This window comes from Streptococcus parasanguinis (genome assembly GCF_015556095.1).
In the GTDB taxonomy this organism is placed as follows: Bacteria; Bacillota; Bacilli; order Lactobacillales; family Streptococcaceae; genus Streptococcus; species Streptococcus parasanguinis_Q.
On the sequence record NZ_JADNLT010000001.1, the window covers coordinates 1 to 18961 of the forward strand.

General features: G+C 42.3%; 18 protein-coding genes. 16 read left to right on the top strand and 2 right to left on the bottom strand.

The annotated features are described in order from the left end of the window. Positions 1–128: 128 nt before the first annotated feature. Positions 129–1313 (bottom strand): DUF2974 domain-containing protein, encoded by a 1185-nt coding sequence (locus tag I2E70_RS00005; RefSeq protein WP_155171453.1) that lies wholly within the window; start codon positions 1311–1313, stop codon positions 129–131. A 168-nt stretch (positions 1314–1481) separates the two neighbouring features. On the opposite strand from I2E70_RS00005, the gene I2E70_RS00010 reads away from it, so the two are divergent. The 5 genes from I2E70_RS00010 (at position 1482) to I2E70_RS00025 (ending at position 6130) form a co-directional block, all read left to right on the top strand. After that, entirely contained in the window at positions 1482–2159 is a 678-nt protein-coding gene (locus tag I2E70_RS00010) for a response regulator transcription factor (RefSeq protein WP_150905534.1), read from the top strand. Beyond that, the gene (locus I2E70_RS00015) at positions 2152–3126 is read left to right on the top strand and encodes a sensor histidine kinase (protein WP_195422876.1); all 975 of its coding nucleotides are present in this window, start codon (positions 2152–2154) and stop codon (positions 3124–3126) included. The genes I2E70_RS00010 and I2E70_RS00015 overlap by 8 nt, the downstream gene beginning before the upstream one ends. Positions 3127–3241: 115 nt before the next feature. Next, the gene (locus I2E70_RS10630; protein ID WP_263973638.1) at positions 3242–3370 is read left to right on the top strand and encodes a hypothetical protein; all 129 of its coding nucleotides are present in this window, start codon (positions 3242–3244) and stop codon (positions 3368–3370) included. A gap of 15 nt (positions 3371–3385) precedes the next feature. Beyond that, positions 3386–4144 carry an ABC transporter ATP-binding protein gene (locus I2E70_RS00020; protein ID WP_004219620.1) on the top strand — a complete coding sequence of 253 codons (759 nt, stop codon included), beginning with the start codon at positions 3386–3388 and terminating at the stop codon, positions 4142–4144. Next, a complete protein-coding gene (locus I2E70_RS00025; protein WP_195422877.1) occupies positions 4145–6130 on the top strand; it encodes an FtsX-like permease family protein in 1986 nt (661 codons plus the stop codon). It abuts the gene before it with no gap. A 367-nt stretch (positions 6131–6497) separates the two neighbouring features. On the opposite strand, the gene I2E70_RS00030 is transcribed toward I2E70_RS00025, so the two are convergent. Beyond that, the gene (locus tag I2E70_RS00030; RefSeq protein ID WP_003012241.1) at positions 6498–6761 is read right to left on the bottom strand and encodes a SemiSWEET family transporter; all 264 of its coding nucleotides are present in this window, start codon (positions 6759–6761) and stop codon (positions 6498–6500) included. A 280-nt stretch (positions 6762–7041) separates the two neighbouring features. Here I2E70_RS00030 and I2E70_RS00035 point away from each other — a divergent pair, with 280 nt between their 5' ends. The 11 genes from I2E70_RS00035 to I2E70_RS00085 all read left to right on the top strand — a co-directional run bounded on the left by I2E70_RS00035 (position 7042) and on the right by I2E70_RS00085 (position 18892). Further along, positions 7042–7299, top strand: a complete 258-nt coding sequence (locus tag I2E70_RS00035; protein WP_003006102.1) for a SemiSWEET family transporter — start codon at positions 7042–7044, stop codon at positions 7297–7299. A gap of 259 nt (positions 7300–7558) precedes the next feature. Beyond that, entirely contained in the window at positions 7559–7936 is a 378-nt protein-coding gene (locus tag I2E70_RS00040) for a YbgA family protein (protein WP_049483405.1), read from the top strand. Next, positions 7937–8302 (top strand): TIGR02328 family protein, encoded by a 366-nt coding sequence (locus I2E70_RS00045; protein WP_195422878.1) that lies wholly within the window; start codon positions 7937–7939, stop codon positions 8300–8302. It abuts the gene before it with no gap. 125 nt (positions 8303–8427) lie between these two features. Continuing rightward, the gene (locus tag I2E70_RS00050; protein WP_195422879.1) at positions 8428–11421 is read left to right on the top strand and encodes a type I restriction endonuclease subunit R; all 2994 of its coding nucleotides are present in this window, start codon (positions 8428–8430) and stop codon (positions 11419–11421) included. Between the two features lie 18 nt (positions 11422–11439). After that, entirely contained in the window at positions 11440–12600 is a 1161-nt protein-coding gene (locus I2E70_RS00055; protein WP_049518266.1) for an AbiH family protein, read from the top strand. A gap of 70 nt (positions 12601–12670) precedes the next feature. After that, on the top strand, positions 12671–13426 hold the full coding sequence (locus I2E70_RS00060; protein WP_049518265.1) for a hypothetical protein: 756 nt from the start codon (positions 12671–12673) through the stop codon (positions 13424–13426). Beyond that, on the top strand, positions 13407–14558 hold the full coding sequence (locus I2E70_RS00065) for a restriction endonuclease subunit S (RefSeq protein ID WP_080983024.1): 1152 nt from the start codon (positions 13407–13409) through the stop codon (positions 14556–14558). Before I2E70_RS00060 ends, I2E70_RS00065 begins: the two co-directional genes overlap by 20 nt. A gap of 14 nt (positions 14559–14572) precedes the next feature. Further along, entirely contained in the window at positions 14573–16429 is a 1857-nt protein-coding gene (locus tag I2E70_RS00070) for a P-loop NTPase fold protein (protein ID WP_195422880.1), read from the top strand. 191 nt (positions 16430–16620) lie between these two features. Continuing rightward, on the top strand, positions 16621–16986 hold the full coding sequence (locus I2E70_RS00075) for a type II toxin-antitoxin system RelE/ParE family toxin (protein ID WP_049518263.1): 366 nt from the start codon (positions 16621–16623) through the stop codon (positions 16984–16986). Beyond that, entirely contained in the window at positions 16976–17269 is a 294-nt protein-coding gene (locus I2E70_RS00080) for a helix-turn-helix domain-containing protein (protein ID WP_021144391.1), read from the top strand. Before I2E70_RS00075 ends, I2E70_RS00080 begins: the two co-directional genes overlap by 11 nt. Positions 17270–17290: 21 nt before the next feature. Beyond that, on the top strand, positions 17291–18892 hold the full coding sequence (locus I2E70_RS00085) for a type I restriction-modification system subunit M (RefSeq protein ID WP_195422881.1): 1602 nt from the start codon (positions 17291–17293) through the stop codon (positions 18890–18892). The last annotated feature ends 69 nt before the right edge of the window (positions 18893–18961 follow it).

Consider the following 18961-nt stretch of genomic DNA (forward strand, 5'->3'; position numbering starts at 1 on the left):
CAGCCCTACTCAACTGTGCGGAGGTGGGACGACGAAATCGAATTCTAACGAATTACCGATTTCTGTCCCACTCTCTTTTTGCGTTCTAGTGAATAGAAGAGGTGGTCTCTTTTTTCAGTTGTTGAGTCTCAATCTTTGTGCTCAAGGAGCAGAGGTGAGGAGGACTCGACTGCTTTTTTTCGCTTAAAAAATGCTGCCATTTGAACCAGAATGCGGGGAACCGTCTGCCATTTTTTCCAAGCTTGGACACGGGTATCGAGGAGTTGCTTGGCTAGACGTTCCAGCATTTCCCTTTCTGTAGGATCTAGGTCTTGAGCATTTTGAAAGATCTCTTTGATCTTGGAGAAATTTTTCAAGTTCCTCAAATCATTGATTGAAGTAATGCCTGCATCTAAGAAGAGGCCGAAGAAGGTATCAAAGAACTTCTTGCGCTCATCCGCCGATGTTTCGCGAACCCACTGCTTCAAGGTCTCGACGGTCTGCTGGCTATCGGGACTGGTTTGATCTAGGGTCACAAATTTATCTTTCTCAATCATCCAAGTAAAAGCGTCATGCTGGACAAAGCCACCAAAAGCTCGGCTTTTGACAATCGTAGCAGGCTCAGGGACTTCTAGCATCATGCCGACGATGGATCCTTGGGGGACAAAGCGACGAATGTTTGGGGATGTCCGCTGGTAGCCTTCGGTCTCGATAATGGCCCTGTTGAGGCCAGGAGCATCGTAGCTGTAGATGGCATCGACTCGTTCAAATAAGGAATCCGGCAGGTAAGTGCAGGCATAGGTTGCGAGATTGCCCCCTTTGGAGTGACCGGCTACTAAGAAGCGCCCTTTAGGAAATTCCTTCATGACGTTTTGCAGGTAGCTGGCTGCGCGCCTCTGAGCTGGGACATGATCCATATAGGTCATGTGGAAGTCTTCCTTCCAGCCGATCAAGGTGTCATCCGTCCCTCTGAAGACAACTAAATAAACATCCATGGTAAGACGATAGGTCATAGCCGCAAACTGCTTCTGAACATCGGGGTCATATTCGTTGACATAGTTGAGGAGTTTGATGTTCTTAAAACGCTTTGAACTAGCTAAGTCATCGACTAATTGCAGGTGTTGGTCTGTCACGGTGAAATCGGTGGTTCGATCGACTAGCTTTGCAGCATCAGATAAGCGGACTTCAATATTGGTCGTATCCCCTTGGGGCACGATCCGATCAAAAGGAAGATAGGTCAGCTCTGTCAGTGCCAGGACATCCAGTTCATTGAAAGGACGGTCGTATATGGAATCGTAGGTCACTTCTTTTAGGTAATCAAAAATAGTTGACATCTGTGCCTCCCGTGTCTTATTTCTTTCAGTATAGCACAAAAATGGATGGAGAAAAAGCGCCCTCCATCAAGACAGTAGGAATGAGATCTTCTTTCCCTCTGAAACAGTCTTTTTCTCTGCTTCTTAATCTGTTATAATAGGAAGAAGAAAAAAGAAGGAAAGAAAGCCATGCATAAAATTCTCTTAGTCGAAGATGATAACATTATCCGCCAACAGGTCAAACAATTATTGGAACAATGGGGCTATGAAGTGGTCGCAGTAGAGGATTTTATGGATGTCCTTGGGATCTTTGTCGAAACCGACCCCCACTTGATCCTCATGGATATTGGCCTTCCACTCTACAATGGTTACCACTGGTGCCAGGAGATTCGCAAGGTTTCAAAGGTTCCGATTATGTTTCTTTCCTCACGGGATCAAGCCATGGATATTGTTATGGCCATCAATATGGGTGGAGACGACTTCGTCACCAAGCCTTTTGATCAAAATGTGCTCCTTGCCAAGGTCCAAGGGCTCTTGCGTCGCTCTTACGAATTTGGCACGGATCAAAATCTGCTGGAGCACCGGGGTGCTATCCTTAATCTCAAGTCTACGGACTTGATGTATGAAGGGGAAGTCATCAAGCTGACCAAGAATGAATTTCAGATCCTGCGCGTCCTGTTTGAGCATGCAGGCAGTATCGTAGCACGCGATGACATGATGAAGGAGCTCTGGAATAGCGACTTCTTTATTGATGACAATACCTTGTCTGTCAATGTAGCCCGCCTTCGTAAGAAGTTAGAAGAGGCTGGCTTGTCAAACTTCATCGAAACCAAGAAAGGCATCGGTTACGGGTTGACCCATGAATAAATTTGGAACGATCTTCTGGCAGTATGTGGTATCCCGCAGGCGCCTACTCTATCTATTGGTCATCTTTTTGATCATTGATTTGGTCTTTGCCTATCTCTTTCCAGAGACAGGGACGGTTTTCCTCTATGCGACCCTAGTGCTAGGCTTTTTTGCCTTCTGTGTCTTGATCTGGGATTTCGCCATGACCTTTCGGGACTACCGCAAAGCCGCACTTTATGAGGAAGTTGAGGTTACCTCACCACTGGAACACCTCCTTTATGAAAAATACACGGAAGAACAGCAGGCGCGCTTGGAGGAAGGGAAGACAGCCCAGGCCAAGTTCAATGACCTGATGGATTACTATACCCTCTGGGTTCACCAGATTAAGACGCCCATTGCGGCCAGCCAGCTCTTGGTGCAAGATGTCGAGACGCCCATTGTCAAGCAGCAGATGGAACAGGAGCTCTTTAAGATTGACTCCTATGCCAATCTGGTTTTGCAGTACCTGCGACTGGAGAGTTTTCATGATGATCTAGTCTTAAAGCGCGTGTCGGTAGAAGACTTGGTCAAAGAAGTAGTCCGTAAGTATGCCCTCTTTTTTATCCAAAAGAACTTGACCGTGGACCTACATGATTTGGAGCAGGAGGTCATCACCGATCGCAAGTGGCTCCTGGTCATCATCGAGCAGCTCTTGTCCAATAGCCTCAAGTACACCAGCACCGGTGGAATTGAAATCTATTTTAAAGACCAGACTCTCTATATAAAAGATAGCGGGATTGGGATCAAAAATAGCGATGTCCTTCGCGTCTTTGAGAGGGGCTTCTCCGGCTATAATGGCCACCTGACCCAGCAATCCTCAGGGCTGGGACTCTATCTATCTAAGAAAATCGCAGAGCAATTGGGCCACAGGATCACCCTCCATTCAGAGGTCGGTCAAGGCACGACCGTTGCCATTCGCTTTGAAGAGAAGAAGTTGGTCATGGATTAAGATTTCCCCATCTTACAAAAATGTAAGAAATAAACGGTAAAATGAAAGGTTAGGTTATGGTAGCCGCCTTTTATTTTTTATACAATAGTCTCATCAAATGAAGGAGGTCAAGAAAATGAAACTCTTGAAATGGATGAAACAACCCAAAAAGATTAAGAAACCAAATAACCAAACCGATCTGGAAAAGATGGAATTTGGTCTCCAAGTCCTGCAACAAACCCAAGAATTTTTCTTGATCTACTAGTAAAAGGAGAAAAATATGTCATTACTAGACGTTCAACATATCAAAAAGATCTATAAAACCCGCTTTCAAGGAACGCAAGTTGAAGCCCTAAAAGATATTCACTTCACTGTGGAGAAGGGAGAATACGTCGCTATCATGGGGGAATCTGGATCCGGGAAATCCACTCTCCTCAATATCCTGGCCATGCTGGATCAGCCGACGGAAGGGCGGGTCTACCTCAATGGCACGGATACCTCAACCATCAAGAACAAGGACGCATCGAGCTTCCGTCGGGAAAAACTAGGCTTCGTCTTTCAAGACTTCAACCTGCTGGATACCTTGTCTGTCAAGGACAATATTCTTCTCCCTCTAGTTCTCTCTCGCAGACCAGTCAAGGAAATGATGAGCAAGGTCGATAGCGTCAGTCGGGAGTTGGGCATTCACCAGCTCTTAGAAAAATACCCTTACGAAATCTCTGGTGGGCAAAAGCAACGGGTGGCCGTAGCACGGGCCATTATTACCTCACCAGAAATTCTCCTTGCGGATGAGCCAACAGGGGCGCTGGATTCCAAGTCTTCAGCTGCGTTACTCGACGTCTTTGAAGACATCAATAGCATGGGGCAAACCATCCTTATGGTGACCCACTCAACCGCAGCAGCAGCGCGTGCCAAGCGCGTGCTCTTTATCAAGGACGGGATTCTCTACAACCAAATCTTCCGTGGGGAAAAGACAGAGCGTCAGATGTTCCAAGAAATCTCGGATACCCTGACGGTCATGGCAAGTGAGGTGGAGTAGATGTTTCGATTAACCACTAAATTAGCTTGCTCCAATCTGATCAAGAACCGCAAGCTCTATTATCCCTTTGCGATTGCGGTCATTCTCGCAGTGACCATCGCCTACCTCTTTGACTCCCTGACCTTTAATCCTCACATTCATGAGCTTCGAGGGGGCGATCCCATGATCTTTACCCTGGTCTTGGGACTGTTCGTAGTTAATGCTGCGGGGGCTATCATCGTGCTCTATGCCAATAGCTTCGTCATGAAAAACCGCTCCAAGGAACTGGGCATCTACAGCATGCTGGGACTTGAAAAACGCCATCTTATCAGCATGATCTTCAAGGAACTTTTGATGTTTGGCTTTCTAACCATCTCAGCCGGAGTCTTGATTGGAGCCCTTTTTGACAAGCTGATCTTTGCCTTTCTCTTGAAACTCATGAAGATGAAGGTCCAGCTAGTATCCACCTTCCAACCTGGGATTGTCGTCTTGGTCTTTGTCACCTTTGGTCTCATCTTTGGACTTTTGGTTCTTCTCAACGCTTGGCGCATTCTCCGATTGAATGCCCTGCAGTTGACGCGTGAGAAGGCCAGTGGTGAAAAGAAAGCCCGCTTCTTGTGGCCTCAAACCATCCTGGGACTAGCCTCTCTTGGTTTTGGCTACTACCTAGCTTTGTCTGTCAAAGACCCCATCATTGCGCTTGTGACCTTTTTTCTAGCCGTTATCCTGGTCATGATCGGGACCTACCTGCTCTTTAATGCTGGGATCACCGTCTTCTTGCACCTGCTTAAGAAAAAGAAGAGCTACTATTACCAGCCCAACAACATGATCTCGGTCTCTAACCTTATCTATCGCATGAAGAAAAATGCAGTGGGGCTTGCGACCATTGCCATCCTCTCGACCATGGTGCTGGTGACCATCTCTGCAGCCACCAACATCTATGTCGGTAGCGAAATGGTCAAGAAAATCATGGCGCCTCATGATTTCTCTGTCCAAGGAAAAGGGGTCGACCTGGAGCAGATCAATCAAAAATTTGATGAATTTGCCTCTGAGCATCATCTTAAGATCAAGAATCGTGACCTGATGACCTATGCCAACTTTGGGGTTAAATCACAAAAGGGCACCGATTTCACCGTCTATCCAGCTGATGAACGCAGCGTCACTCCCAAAACCGTCTTTATGGTCTTTGATGCAGCTAGTTATGAACACATGACAGGCGAACAAGTCAATCTGACAGGCAACCAAGTCATCCTCTTTGCTCATAACGAGGCTCTCAAAGGCCAAAAGCAGTTCACCATCAATGGACAGGACTTCCAAGTCAAGGAAGAAGTGAGCAAGGATTTTATCACCGACCACGTGCCCAATCAGTTTAATATGCTGACGGAGGATTTCAACTACCTGATCGTACCTGATCTCTCAGCCTTTGTCGCTCAGTTTCCAAATCTGGCCATCAATACCAATATCTACGGTGGTTTCAATGTCAATGTCGATGAAGACCAGCAGCTCAAGTTAGCAGCTAGTTATGACAAGATGATCGATGAATTGAGTAGCCAACAGGCCCAAGGAACATTTATCTATGGAGGCAACCGAGCCAATGATGTGGCAGAGTTGAATAGCCTCTTTGGTGGCATCTTCTTTATCGGTATTTTCTTGTCATTGATCTTTATGGTCGGAACAGTCATCGTCATCTACTACAAGCAAATCTCAGAAGGCTATGAAGACCGTGACCGCTTCGTCATCCTCCAACAGGTGGGGCTCGATGAACACGAGGTCAAACGGACCATCAACCGTCAAGTGCGGACCGTCTTCTTCCTCCCTCTTATCTTTGCCTTTGTCCACCTGGCCTTTGCCTACCATATGATCCGCCTGATCCTTAAAGTGCTCGGTGTCATCAATAGTAGCCAAGTCCTCATCGTGACCCTCAGTGTCTGTGCCGTCTTTTTCATCACCTACCTAATCGTCTTTTGGATCACCTCTCGGAGCTATCGTAAGATTGTGCAGATTTAAGAAAAGAAACTCAAATTAAATTAGAAACTTTCCTTAGGTGAGTACGGACGTCAGCGAACTTCGAAGAAGTTCCATGACTAATTATTGAGCCTAAGGTCTCAATAATTCCGAGTGCCTGAAACATAATTATTTCAGGCACTTTTCTCACAGCGGAAAGTTTCAATATACTCTAATAATAATCAGATATTATTTGGATATTTTTGCACAATAATCCAGCATAGGTTATTCAAAGAAAAGAATTGTCAATTTTTTTAGCTTGCTCATAGCGGGCTTTTTTGTACGAAAACCGACTGCGATTGTTTTTGTTTTTCAAAGGGATACACAAAAAAGACTGAACCCGTAGAGTTCAGTCTTTGTTCACTTTCTATTAAAGTGATGTAAGGAAAGTCAATCCCCCTAGGATGACACCTGCCGAATTCGGAATGATCAAAATCCAGTCTTTTTTAGGTTCCTTTGTCCAACCATAAATGACCCAGATCAAGCAAGAAATAGCAGCTGACAAGGGTTGGAAAGGTTGGGCCTTATTTCCCTGTAAATTAGCAATAATTTGTGGGATGTAGGCAATGAAAACGATAATCCCAATAAAGGCACCGATCGAGCCAACGATTTGGTTGATTTTTTGTTTATTCATAAAATTTTACCTCTGTGTATCAATATAGCATAAGTAGGAAGAAAATGCAATTAATTTGCATGCTACGCAAAATGAAAACGATCACATTTGCAAAAGAATTAGACAAAGTGTCAAAAAATGGCAACTAGAGAGAAAATCCACTCGAAAAGAAATCCATCTTCCTGCAAAATCACAAGATTGTGACACTTTACAGTTCGGTAACATTTGAAAAAAGTACTTGAATTTTAAGAGGGGAAGCGTTAGAATAGTGCATACTTAAAAAATGAAAGGTGTCATAAAAATGAATGAAAAACAAATGAAAATTCTTGGTTGGGTTGCGACCTTTATGTCTGTTATGATGTATGTGTCTTACTTCCCACAAATCATGGATAACCTCGCAGGTCACAAAGGGAACTTTGTTCAACCCCTTGTCGCAGCCATCAACTGTAGCCTTTGGGTTTACTACGGACTCTTCAAAAAAGAACGCGATATTCCACTTGCTGCAGCCAATGCACCAGGGATCATCTTTGGTTTGATCACAGCCATCACAGCCTTGTAATCAATGAAAGAGAGAGTAGGACAGAAATCGGTAATTCGTTAGAATTCGATTTCGTCGTCCCACCTCTGCACAGTTGAGTAGGGCTATAAAAGCTGATGAAATCAGCGTAGTAGAGCCCGCTCAACCACTGCGTCTTGCTCTACAATTCAAAAACAATTAAGAGGCCAGGACTTTTGTCCCAGCCTTTTTTTGATGGAATGAATCATTTCCATGGTATAATGGGAGGACTATTCATAGAGAAGATCAAAAGGAGACAAAAGTGGAGCAAAAACATCACTGTCAAGTCCTATGGGCGAAAAATAAATACCTGGTGCTCAGTCGTTCGAGTAATATCTACAAGGAAATCCGGGAATACCTCAAGCGAGACCAGGTGGAGGTCAGCCACGTCGAGGACCTGATCCAGCAAGCGCTGGCCTTGCCAGAAAATCGTGGCCAGGTATCCAACGCCTTCCAGCATATCTGGGGCTATTTCAAAAAGCAGGCGACTGCAGAGGAAAAGGCGGACTTTATGTTGCTACTTGAGAAGTACCAGCATGGCCAAGCCCAGCAAGAAGATCTCATCAAGGGAATCCAGACTCTCCTTGAGCGTTACCCGAATCGCTACTTGCAAGACTCGACACTACTAGGAGGTCAATAGATGAGACTCTGGCACCAAGATTTGATTCCCAAACTCCCTCGTCCCCAGCTCCTGGGCCAACACCGGGAATGCTGCGCCCTTCGAGGCAATGGCTGGGGCAAGAAGCACGCGACGGTCAACTATGTCTTTGACTACTCGCCCTATCGCCTCTATGCCTATCACCGCTTGATCATGGAGGAGATGACCTCTCGCGGTTACAAGATCAGCCCAGAGTGGTGGGAGCCGACCTACCGAGGCAAGACCTGCCCAGCTTATTCAGAGCTGGAAGAGGAAGGATTGAGCACACCTATCTATCCCGAGCACCAGGCTACTTACCTCCAAGAATGCCTGAATAATCTAGCAGAAAAAGGGATCCAACTAGACTAAGAAAAACGGAGCAGACCAGGTTCGTTTTTTTACGCGAAAAACCAACAAAATGCTTTGAAAGCGTTAATTTCTTCCCCAAACATGCTATAATAATAGGAGATTATGCACAGGAAAAGGATAGACGGATGAAGGCAGTAGCAACTCCAGAACTTGAGATTGAAAGACAGTTGATCCAGCAGTTGACATCAGGAGAGAGTCAGTGGACTTATCGTGAGGATCTCAAGAACGAAGACCAGTTATGGGACAATTTCTTTGACAAGCTCGCGCAAAATAATGTCGCCGTGCTGGCGGACTATCCCTTGACCGAGCAAGAAAAGCGCCAGATCAAGAACCAGCTCAACTTTGTCAGCTACTATGAAGCGGCCAAGTGGCTTGCTGGTGAAAACGGCATCGCCAAGGTTGAAGTCCAGCGTGAAGATGCCAGTCTAGGCACCATCCGTCTGGCAGTCATCTGGCGGGACAATATCGCAGCTGGTAAGTCAAGCTATGAAGTGGTCAACCAAGTCGAACGCAACAAGGCCTATCCGCTAGACCAAGATCGACGGCTCGATACGACCCTTCTGATCAATGGCCTGCCCCTCATCCATATCGAACTTAAGAGTCCACGAGTGGCCTTTCTAGATGCTTTTCATCAGATTAAAAAGTACGATCGTGAAGGCAAGTTTCGGGGCATATACTCCAGCTTACAGATGTTTGTCGTGACCAATAAAATCGACACACGCTACATCGCTGCAGCGCGTGAAAGCAAGCTAAACAAGCAATTCCTGACCAAGTGGGTGGACAAGGACAACCAACCTATGATCGATCTCAACAGCTTTGCTCATGAGGTCCTCTCCATCCCCCGTGCCCATCAGATGGTCATGCAGTACTCAGTCATCGACGATAGCAAGAAGGCTCTCATCCTCCTGCGTCCCTACCAGATCCATGCCATCGAGGCCGTACAGGAAGCCTCTCGCCGTCAAGAGTCAGGCTATATCTGGCATACGACCGGTTCAGGTAAGACCCTGACCTCTTACAAGGTAGCACGCAATCTCTTGCAGATCCCAGCGATTCAGAAGACTATCTTTGTCGTCGACCGCAGAGACCTGGACCAGCAGACGACTTCGTCCTTTCTCTCTTATGCGGCCAATGATGTGATCGATATCGACGAGACGGACAATACCCATGAGCTGGTCAAGCGCCTAGGGGGCAATGACAAGCGCGTGGTGGTGACAACCATCCAGAAAATCACGACCATGATGCGTAAGTTCGAAGAAGGGAAGTACCAGCGGGATGCTGGGAAGATCAAGGACCTGCGTGTGGCTTTTGTCGTGGATGAGTGCCACCGGGCGGTCACGCCACAGACGCAAAAAGAGATCAAGGCCTACTTCAAGAACTCTCTCTGGTACGGCTTTACAGGGACTCCGATCTTTAAGGAAAACAAACGCAAACAAGTGGGAGATCTGGCTCAGACCACCCACCAACAGTATGGCGATCGACTGCATGAATACACGGTCAAGGAAGCCATCCATGATGGAGCAGTTCTAGGCTTTAAAGTAGACTACCGCAATACCATCATTTCTGATCTGCTAGAAGAAGAGATCCCAGACCAGGCCTATGAGGACAAGGAGCACATGCTAGAAGTTCTAGATGCCATCCTAAATAAGAGCCAGCAACAGCTTAATATCCCAAAAGGGGTCGGAAAGAGCTATGAAGCTATCTTGACGGTTAAGTCCATCCCACGAGCACAAGCCTATTACAATCTGCTCAAGAACATACTAGCTGGCAAGGAGCGGGTTAAGGTTTCCGAACGGGTCAAACGCCACTTACCAGATTTTCCAAAGTTTACCATCACCTACTCAGTGTCTGAAAATGAGGAAGAGTCCATCGGCTACCAAGACCACATGAAGCAGGTCATGGAGGACTACAACCAAGAGTTTGGTACGCATTTTAGCCTAGCGGATCTGCGGGGCTTCAACACCGATGTCAACAATCGCCTGGCCAGAAAGCAGGACAAGTACCTCTACCGCAATGAGCAGTTGGATCTGGTCATCGTGGTCGACCGTCTCTTGACCGGTTTTGATGCTCCATGTCTTTCTACGCTCTTTATCGATCGCAAGCCTATGCGCCCACAGGACTTGATCCAGGCCTTTAGCCGGACCAATCGGATCTTTGATGACAAGAAGCACTTCGGTCATATCATCACCTTCCAGCGCCCTCAAGCCTTCAAAGAAGCCGTCGACAATGCCCTCAAGCTCTACTCCAATGGGGGAGAAAATGAGGTCCTGGCACCAAGCTGGGAAGATGAGAAGCGCAACTTTTTAAAAGCCTGGGCAGAGTTTAAAGGCCAAGTCACAGACTTTGAAGAAGAAGGAGTCGCCCTCGAACCAGCCCCAACAGCCCAGCTCCGTAAGGTCGCCAAAGCCTATCAGGTCTTTGACAAGTACCACGCCTCGATCCGTGTCTACTTAGAGTATGATAAGGAAGAGATCTATCGGGAAACGGGTCTCAGCGATAGTCAGCTCGAAACCTATCTAGGCCTCTATCAAAATATCCTGGCGGAGATCAAGAGCAGGGATCCAGAAGTGGACAGCCAAGATGAACTGGACATCCACTATGAGCTGGAGTCTGTCCAAGTCGATGAGATCAACTATGCCTATATCCTGATGCTGATCCAAAGTATGATCCAGCAGGAGGAAAATGACGAGCAAGCCCTGAGTGACAAGGATATCGCAACCGTGGATAGCTATATCGAAAGCCTGAATCGGACCAATCCAAGCCTCGCTGAGATCATCCAAAACCTTTGGACCCAAGTTCAAGAAGAGCCCGAACGCTACCGAGGACAATCCATTACCGGAGTCTTGGACCAGATGATCGAATCCGTCATCGATAGCCATATCGTAAGCTTCGCCAAACGCTGGTATATCGGAGTCGACGAGCTGCGCTACTATATCCAACACTACCGCAAAGGCGCCAAAAAACAAGCCGGTGAAAGCCAGCTGACCAAGAGCCAACGCTACAAAGACTACAAAGCAGAGGTAGCAGATGCCCTCAACCCACTCAGCTACAAAAAACAAATCAAAGAAGCCTATACCCAACTGATCGAAGAGGTGATTGAACCACTGAGAGTGGGTAGGTAGGAGAACTTTGGAGGAAAAATGGCAGATACGATATTAATTTTAGGAAATGGTTTTGATTTAGCCATGAAACGGAAAACAAGTTATGAACATTTCGTAGAATTTGCTAATAACTTATTACCTGTTACAGATATTCAGTTGAAAAAATTCCTTGATGAGAATAATATTAACATTGAGGAATATAGAGATAATTTTTATCTTAGATTTATAAATGAGAATAGATCTACCCTTGGAGAAAATTGGTGTAATTTAGAAATCATGATTTCACAACTTGCTGAGGCTATTTTTTACTTTAAAAATAACAAAGAAGAATTGCTAAGAGCGATAGAAGAAATTGAATCAGGTTATCCAATTGAATATTCAGATCATGAAGTTGTACTTTGGAATATATTCTCTGATACAGAAAATTATCTAGCAAAGGAATTTATTGCTTGGACTTTCTTTGAACTATATCTACAAAAGGGATGGGAGGAAAGGGATGTAAATTATTCTATAGATAAATTCAACGAAGAATCTATTAACCAATTAGAGTTGTTAACAGAATTGTTAGAAATTTATTTATCCTATAGAGACTACATAGATTTTGAAATTGATAAAATATCCCCAGTAGAAACTGCATTGAATGCTATAACTAATATTTCAGAGTCTTATGTAATTAGTTTCAATTATACTCATACTCCATATAAACTTTTTAGAATTCCTATAGAAAATACACATTATATTCACGGAGAAATTGATCTAAACAGAAGTAAATCAGAAATAAATACAATGGTTTTTGGTATAGAAGATAAGGGGAATGATGTTAATTTTGATTTAATACCATACCAAAAATACTATCAACGTGTTGTTAAAGAGACTGGGAACTTATATGAAAAATTTTTTATTTCTACAAAATTATCAGAGTGGGGTGCAGCAGTTTCAAAGAATATTATTGTGTTTGGACACTCGGTTGATCCACTTGATAAAGAGATATTTAAAAAATGTTTTGAAATAGCCTTTGAAAAAAGATATAATTATCGATTTATTTTTACCTATCACACCGAGTCTGCTAAAAGGTCTATCATTAAGAATTTAGCTATTATTTTAGGGAAAGATAAACTTGTAGAATTAACCGGGAATAAAAATGTTATCTTCGTTAAAAGCGACAATGTTGATGGGATGAGAGAAGTCCTATTGGATTAAATAATATTTGAATAATAAGCAAGTTGCAATATTATTATTGATACCTGATACTTAAGGGAAATGACAATAAATGGATAATATAATTACATTTCTTAATTCTCAGTTTATTAGTTCCATGATAGGGGCTTTACTAGGTGCTGGTGTAGCGGTGTATGTTGCAAAGCTTCAAAATAAGCAACAACTTAAACAGCTACAAGATGAGCATAAGTTACAACGAGAATTTTTTGAAAAACAAGAAGAGAACGAAAGAGAACGTATTTTCTTGCAGTATACAATTGAGAGGGCAGAACGTTCGTATGAGATATTGAGTGATTTAAGAATTGCTAAAAATTTATTTGCAGATTCAATATTTGAATTGGTGAAGATGCTTCCTAAAGAAATAGAATCAGATGAAGATATTGAGTTTGAAAAAATTTTTCCGTTATTATATTCAGATTATTTGCTACCTAAATATGATTCAATTATAAAATTAAGAGATTTATTATTGCTAACTCTGGTTATACAAGATGATATCGAATTATCTAGGTTAAAAGAAGAGGTTCGTAAAGAAGTTGCAATATTTGTAGATTATCACCAAAAAATAAATCGAGTGAAGAGTTTTGAAGATTATCAAGAAGTTGCTGATGATTTTATGAAAAAATCTCAATTAACTGAAAAATGTGATGAATTAAGGACTTATTTAACTAAGTATATAACAGAAACTACATTTAGGTTAGTTTCTCCAGAGAAAATGGCAGAAAAAATAATAAAACAAGAATATAATGTATCTAATTTAAAATTTAAAATAGTAAGAAAGCAGGATAGGGATGGAGAAACCAAAAATTAGGTTCTTAAAAAATAAACATTCATGGGTAAGAAATACGTTTGAAGAGATAGCAAAAAGGAGAACTAAAAGTTCTGATAACCCCGATTTACCAAGAATTGAATACCAGGATATAATTTCTGGAGAAGGGAGATTGAACAAAGATTTAAATAAAAATATTGATTCCCGCAAGGGAATATTTTTTGAAACAAATGATATTTTGTATGGGAAGTTACGTCCCTATTTAAAAAATTGGCTACACCCTAATTTTAATGGTATTGCATTAGGAGATTTTTGGGTATTTCAGGCAAGAAATTGTGATTCAAAATTTTTATTTTCATTAGTACAATCGCCAAAATTTCAAAGAGTTGCAAATGATACATCTGGAACAAAGATGCCACGTTCTGATTGGAAGACAGTTTCACAGACAGAGTTTAGTATTCCTACTTCTAATGAGGAACAATCTGCCATCGGCTCCCTTTTCTGCACTCTCGACGACCTTTTGGCCAGCTACAAGGACAATCTTGCCAACTACCAATCTCTCAAGGCGACCATGCTCTCTAAGATGTTTCCCAAAGCTGGACAGACTGTTCCTGAGATTCGTTTGGATGGATTTGAAGATGGATGGGAAGAAAAAGAATTCAGTAAACTTGTAAAAAGAGTTACTCAAAGTTCTGATTCTAATTCATTGCCAAAGGTTGAGTTTGAGGATATTATTTCTGGTCAAGGTCGACTGAATAAAGATATTAGTAATAAATTTGATAATCGTAAAGGTATACACTTTGAACCTGGGTACACATTATATGGAAAATTACGTCCATATTTAAATAATTGGCTTTTGCCGAAATTTGAGGGAGTAGCTTTAGGAGATTTTTGGGTATTTGATCCAAATGGAAATGATTCAAATTTCATTTATTATTTAATTCAATCAAATCGCTATCAAAAAGTTGCTAATGACACATCTGGTACAAAAATGCCACGATCTGATTGGAAGTCGGTTTCATCTACTATTTTTGCAATCCCACAAACAGTTGCTGAACAACAAGCTATCGGTGCCTATTTCTCTAACCTCGATAACCTCATCGCTGCACACCAAGAAAAAATTTCTCAGCTAGAAACACTGAAAAAGAAACTCTTGCAAGATATGTTCATTTAACAAGGGAGTGAAATATGGACGAAAAATTCATAGTATTAGAACATATAGATACCTCAAATGCAGCGAAAAATTTTTCTAACTTACTTAGTGAGAGTAGAACATATTTTTTAAATGGTAGTTGGGGATCAGGTAAGACAGAATTTTTAAATGAGGTCAAGAAAAATTCACAAAAAAAATTTATTACTGTTGATTTTTGGAGATTAACTGATAGCCGAACAACTATTGAGATAGCATTTTCAAAACTGCACCCTTTTATTTATTGGTGTATAAGAATATTTATCGTTTTATTAGTCGCTGTTTCACTTTTGATGACTAATATTGTTGATATAGGGTTAAGTGATTACTTTGGTGACTTAAAACCTCTGTTTTTGAAACTAGGAGGAGTAGTTGCATTAATAGTTGCAATATGGCAAGTATTTAAGAAGAAATCAGATGAACTATACTGTTTCTTACTAAATAAAATGTCGAAATCTTCGAAAGTCTTGATTATAGATGATTTTGATAGAATGTCGGAGAAGCAACAAGAAGAAAGTTACAAACTTTTTAGTTTAATAAATGGCAAATTACCCATTGTTTTTGTTGGTGATATTCAAAGAGTATATTTAAAAGATGATAATTATTTATCAAAGATTATTGATCGACAAATTGAATTGCCAATTGTGTTGCACTCTTCTAATATTTGGAAAGAGTACTTTATTACTTTAGAAAAAAAATTTAATCTAGTTTTATCAAATGATTTTAAGAAAAGAATTAGTTCGGACAATAGAAATTTACGAGATAGATTTCGCTTTAATGATTATGTGAACCAAGAATTCTTCTCCAGAGGGAAATTGGGCCATGTTCAAATTGAACAACAACTTTGGATTATTTATGCTTATCTTTTCTATCCAGAATTCTATAATATGCTTTTAGAAAACATAAAGATTGAAATTTCAAAGAAGGAACAAGCTGATTTCCCAGAATTGATTAGTTTTGGTTTTACGATTAAAGAAACTTTTGTTGACATTCAACAAAAAGACAATAAACAGTATCCTTTATGTTTTGCCAAAAACAGAAAGGGATATTTACTTTATGAAGAACCGTTAAATAGAACTAAAGAGGAGTTAGATACTTTATTCAAAGATGATTCGAAAGAGTTAAGAAGAGAGTTAAGAATTTCTGATAATTCAACAGATTTTTATCAATATCTTGCAAATGAATTCAGAACTTTTTCTGATCAAAAGAAAGAACAATTATTAAACCTAGTTATATCTGAATCTCTAAATTATTATGATAGTCCTGCAATGGATTACATTGTTCAAGGTGTTCTAAATGATTATTTACCAATATATGAAAGATCTCCTCTAACAGATGAAACAAGAGCTAAAATTGTTGAAAAGTGGGAAGAAATACTTAAGAAAAAAGGTTTAGACCAATCAGAAATAATATATTTCATTGAAAAGCATGGAATACTTAGTTTTCATGATTTAGGACTATATTATACAGATTTAGAACTAAATACTGAGTACTATAGAAAATTAAAACGCAAAGATTTTTTCCTAATAACTTATCTGTGTTCAGTTGATAAATTTAGAAAATTTGAAGAGTGGGATCATTATATCTGGGAAGCTATAGGTTGTTTTAGTGATAGAGAATTTTTATCATTCTGGATACTACAATCAATCGTTTCCAATGGGATGGGATTCGGTAGTTATGATATAATTCCTGAAAATAAGACATATATAATTTGGACTAGGAGGTATCTATCATCTCATGAATATGTAGATTACAATGATACTGTAATTTCAAAAATTGATGATAGAATTTGTAAAATGAAATCAAATGGATACACATTTATTGAAGAAATAAATAAAGAAAATTTAATAGAATAAACCTCCTACAAGATATGTTTATCTAACCTTCAAAAATTCCCCTTATCAACAACCATAAGCACAGTATTTTTCGAATAGTATAAGTGAGCCCCTTTGATTCCTTCAAAGGGTGCTCCTTAGTGTTTAATAACTTAAAAGTATTTACTTTTAATAACTTTAGAGTTATAATAAATTCGAAAAGGGGTTGCTTTGTGCACGCTATTTATTTTTATAAGGACAAACAGGGAAATCAACCGGTCCTGGACTACATGAGGGAGCTAGCTCGTCGCGATAATAAGGACAGCCGGATCAAACTCAACAAGCTCAACGACTACATCGAGCTTTTAAGTCAGCATGGAACACGTGCTGGCCAACCCTACATCAAGCATCTGGATGCGGAGATTTGGGAGTTGAGACCCTTGCGAGATCGGATTTTATTCGTGGCTTGGCTGGATGGGAGTTTTGTCTTACTGCATCATTTTGTCAAAAAGACGCAAAAAACACCCAGACGAGAGATAGAGAAAGCCAAGCGGGAGTTGCAAGATTTGAAGGAAAGAGGGCTAAGAGATGAAGAATAGTGCCATCGGCAGCAATTGGAAAGATGTGAGAGCAGAGCTCTTCACCAAGGAAGAAATTCTGGAAAGTGACCTGCGGGTCGCGATTATGACAGAGTTGATCGAGGCTCGACATGAAAAGGGCATTAGCCAAAAGAAACTAGAAGAACTCAGTGGGGTTAGTCAACCGGTCATCGCTCGAATGGAGACAGGCAAGACCAGTCCTCAATTGGACACGGTCTTGAAAGTCTTAGCCAGTCTGGGCAAGACCCTCGCCGTCGTCCCACTGGAACAAGAAAAGGTCTAAAAGAAATCAGAAAGAATAACTATGGAAACAACACAAACCTCCCAGTCGCTCTACCAAGCCCTGTGGAACTCAGCGGATGTGCTCCGCTCTAAGATGGATGCCAATGACTACAAGTCTTACCTTTTGGGAATGATCTTTTACAAGTACCTCTCAGATAAGTTGCTCTTCTTCGTGGTGGAGACCATGGAGGAGGAGACAGAGAGTCTGGATGAAGCCTTGGCGCTTTACCGATCTTACTATGAGGATCCCGATTCTCAAGAGGACTTGATCTCCGTCATCACCGATGAGCTCAACTATGTCATCAAGCCCGACTTGACCTTTACGGCCTTGGTAGACCGGGTCAATGAAGGTACCTTCCAGCTGGAAGATCTGGCTCAGGGTTTCCGAGACATCGAGCAAAGTGATGACCTCTATGAAAACCTCTTTGAGGACATTGATCTCTACTCTAAGAAGTTAGGGGCCACTCCTCAAAAGCAAAACCAGCTAGTGGCTGCTGTTATGAAAGAGCTGGCAGTGCTGGATGTGGCAGGTCATGCGGGTGATATGCTTGGGGATGCTTACGAGTACTTGATTGGTCAGTTTGCGACCGACTCGGGTAAGAAGGCAGGTGAGTTCTATACACCCCAGCCTGTAGCCAAGCTCATGACCCAGATTGCCTTTTTAGGGCGTGAAGACGAGCAGGGCTTTTCCCTCTACGATGCCACCATGGGATCGGGCTCCCTCTTGCTCAATGCCAAGAAGTATTCCCACCAGCCTGAAACGGTTCAATACTTTGGTCAGGAGCTCAATACCTCTACCTATAACCTGGCTCGGATGAACATGATCCTACACGGGGTTCCGGTGGAAAACCAGTTCTTGCACAATGCCGATACGCTGGACGAAGACTGGCCGACTCAAGAGCCGACCAACTTTGATGGGGTTCTCATGAACCCACCCTACTCAGCTAAGTGGTCTGCAAGCTCCGGCTTCCTCCAAGATCCTCGCTTCTCTCCATTTGGCAAGCTCGCCCCTCAATCCAAGGCAGACTTTGCCTTTCTCTTGCACGGTTATTACCACCTCAAGCAGGACAAGGGTGTCATGGCCATCGTCCTTCCTCACGGGGTCCTTTTCCGTGGTAATGCTGAAGGAACCATTCGCAAGGCCTTGCTGGAAGACGGGGCCATTGATACGGTGATCGGTCTTCCTGCCAATATCTTCTTCAATACCAGCATCCCAACGACGGTCATCATTCTCAAGAAGAACCGGACCAATCGGGACGTTTACTTTATCGATGCTTCTAAGGAATTTGACAAGGGCAAGAACCAGAACATCATGACGGATGCCCATATTGAAAAGATCCTTAAGGCCTATAAGAGCAGAGAGGACATGGATAAGTTTGCCCATCTAGCTAGCTTCGAGGAGATCGTCGAGAATGACTACAACCTCAACATCCCACGCTATGTGGACACCTTTGAGGAAGAAGAAGTGGAGCCACTGACAGAGATCGTGGCCAAGATCAACCAAACCAACGCAACCATTGAGACTCAGACAGCCTCCCTCCTAGACATGCTCAACCAGCTTCATGGAACGACACCAGAAGCCGATGCCGAACTCAAGGAATTTGTCCAAGAGTTTAAGGGCTAGGGTGTGAGAAGATAGGGATTAGGTAAAGGGTACTTTATTCGCTATTTCCCAAATTTTTTTCGAATGATA

Excerpts from the sequence above, each read along its gene's own strand:
- I2E70_RS00020 (WP_004219620.1), top strand. The coding sequence starts at position 3,386 with ATGTCATTACTAGACGTTCAACATATCAAAAAGATCTATAAAACCCGC.
- I2E70_RS00010 (WP_150905534.1), top strand. The coding sequence starts at position 1,482 with ATGCATAAAATTCTCTTAGTCGAAGATGATAACATTATCCGCCAACAG.
- I2E70_RS00030 (WP_003012241.1), bottom strand. The coding sequence starts at position 6,761 with ATGAATAAACAAAAAATCAACCAAATCGTTGGCTCGATCGGTGCCTTT.
- I2E70_RS00080 (WP_021144391.1), top strand. The coding sequence starts at position 16,976 with ATGAAGAATAGTGCCATCGGCAGCAATTGGAAAGATGTGAGAGCAGAG.
- I2E70_RS00005 (WP_155171453.1), bottom strand. The coding sequence starts at position 1,313 with ATGTCAACTATTTTTGATTACCTAAAAGAAGTGACCTACGATTCCATA.
- I2E70_RS00035 (WP_003006102.1), top strand. The coding sequence starts at position 7,042 with ATGAATGAAAAACAAATGAAAATTCTTGGTTGGGTTGCGACCTTTATG.
- I2E70_RS00060 (WP_049518265.1), top strand. The coding sequence starts at position 12,671 with ATGGATAATATAATTACATTTCTTAATTCTCAGTTTATTAGTTCCATG.
- I2E70_RS00050 (WP_195422879.1), top strand. The coding sequence starts at position 8,428 with ATGAAGGCAGTAGCAACTCCAGAACTTGAGATTGAAAGACAGTTGATC.
- I2E70_RS00045 (WP_195422878.1), top strand. The coding sequence starts at position 7,937 with ATGAGACTCTGGCACCAAGATTTGATTCCCAAACTCCCTCGTCCCCAG.
- I2E70_RS00085 (WP_195422881.1), top strand. The coding sequence starts at position 17,291 with ATGGAAACAACACAAACCTCCCAGTCGCTCTACCAAGCCCTGTGGAAC.
- I2E70_RS00015 (WP_195422876.1), top strand. The coding sequence starts at position 2,152 with ATGAATAAATTTGGAACGATCTTCTGGCAGTATGTGGTATCCCGCAGG.
- I2E70_RS10630 (WP_263973638.1), top strand. The coding sequence starts at position 3,242 with ATGAAACTCTTGAAATGGATGAAACAACCCAAAAAGATTAAGAAACCA.
- I2E70_RS00025 (WP_195422877.1), top strand. The coding sequence starts at position 4,145 with ATGTTTCGATTAACCACTAAATTAGCTTGCTCCAATCTGATCAAGAAC.
- I2E70_RS00070 (WP_195422880.1), top strand. The coding sequence starts at position 14,573 with ATGGACGAAAAATTCATAGTATTAGAACATATAGATACCTCAAATGCA.
- I2E70_RS00055 (WP_049518266.1), top strand. The coding sequence starts at position 11,440 with ATGGCAGATACGATATTAATTTTAGGAAATGGTTTTGATTTAGCCATG.
- I2E70_RS00065 (WP_080983024.1), top strand. The coding sequence starts at position 13,407 with ATGGAGAAACCAAAAATTAGGTTCTTAAAAAATAAACATTCATGGGTA.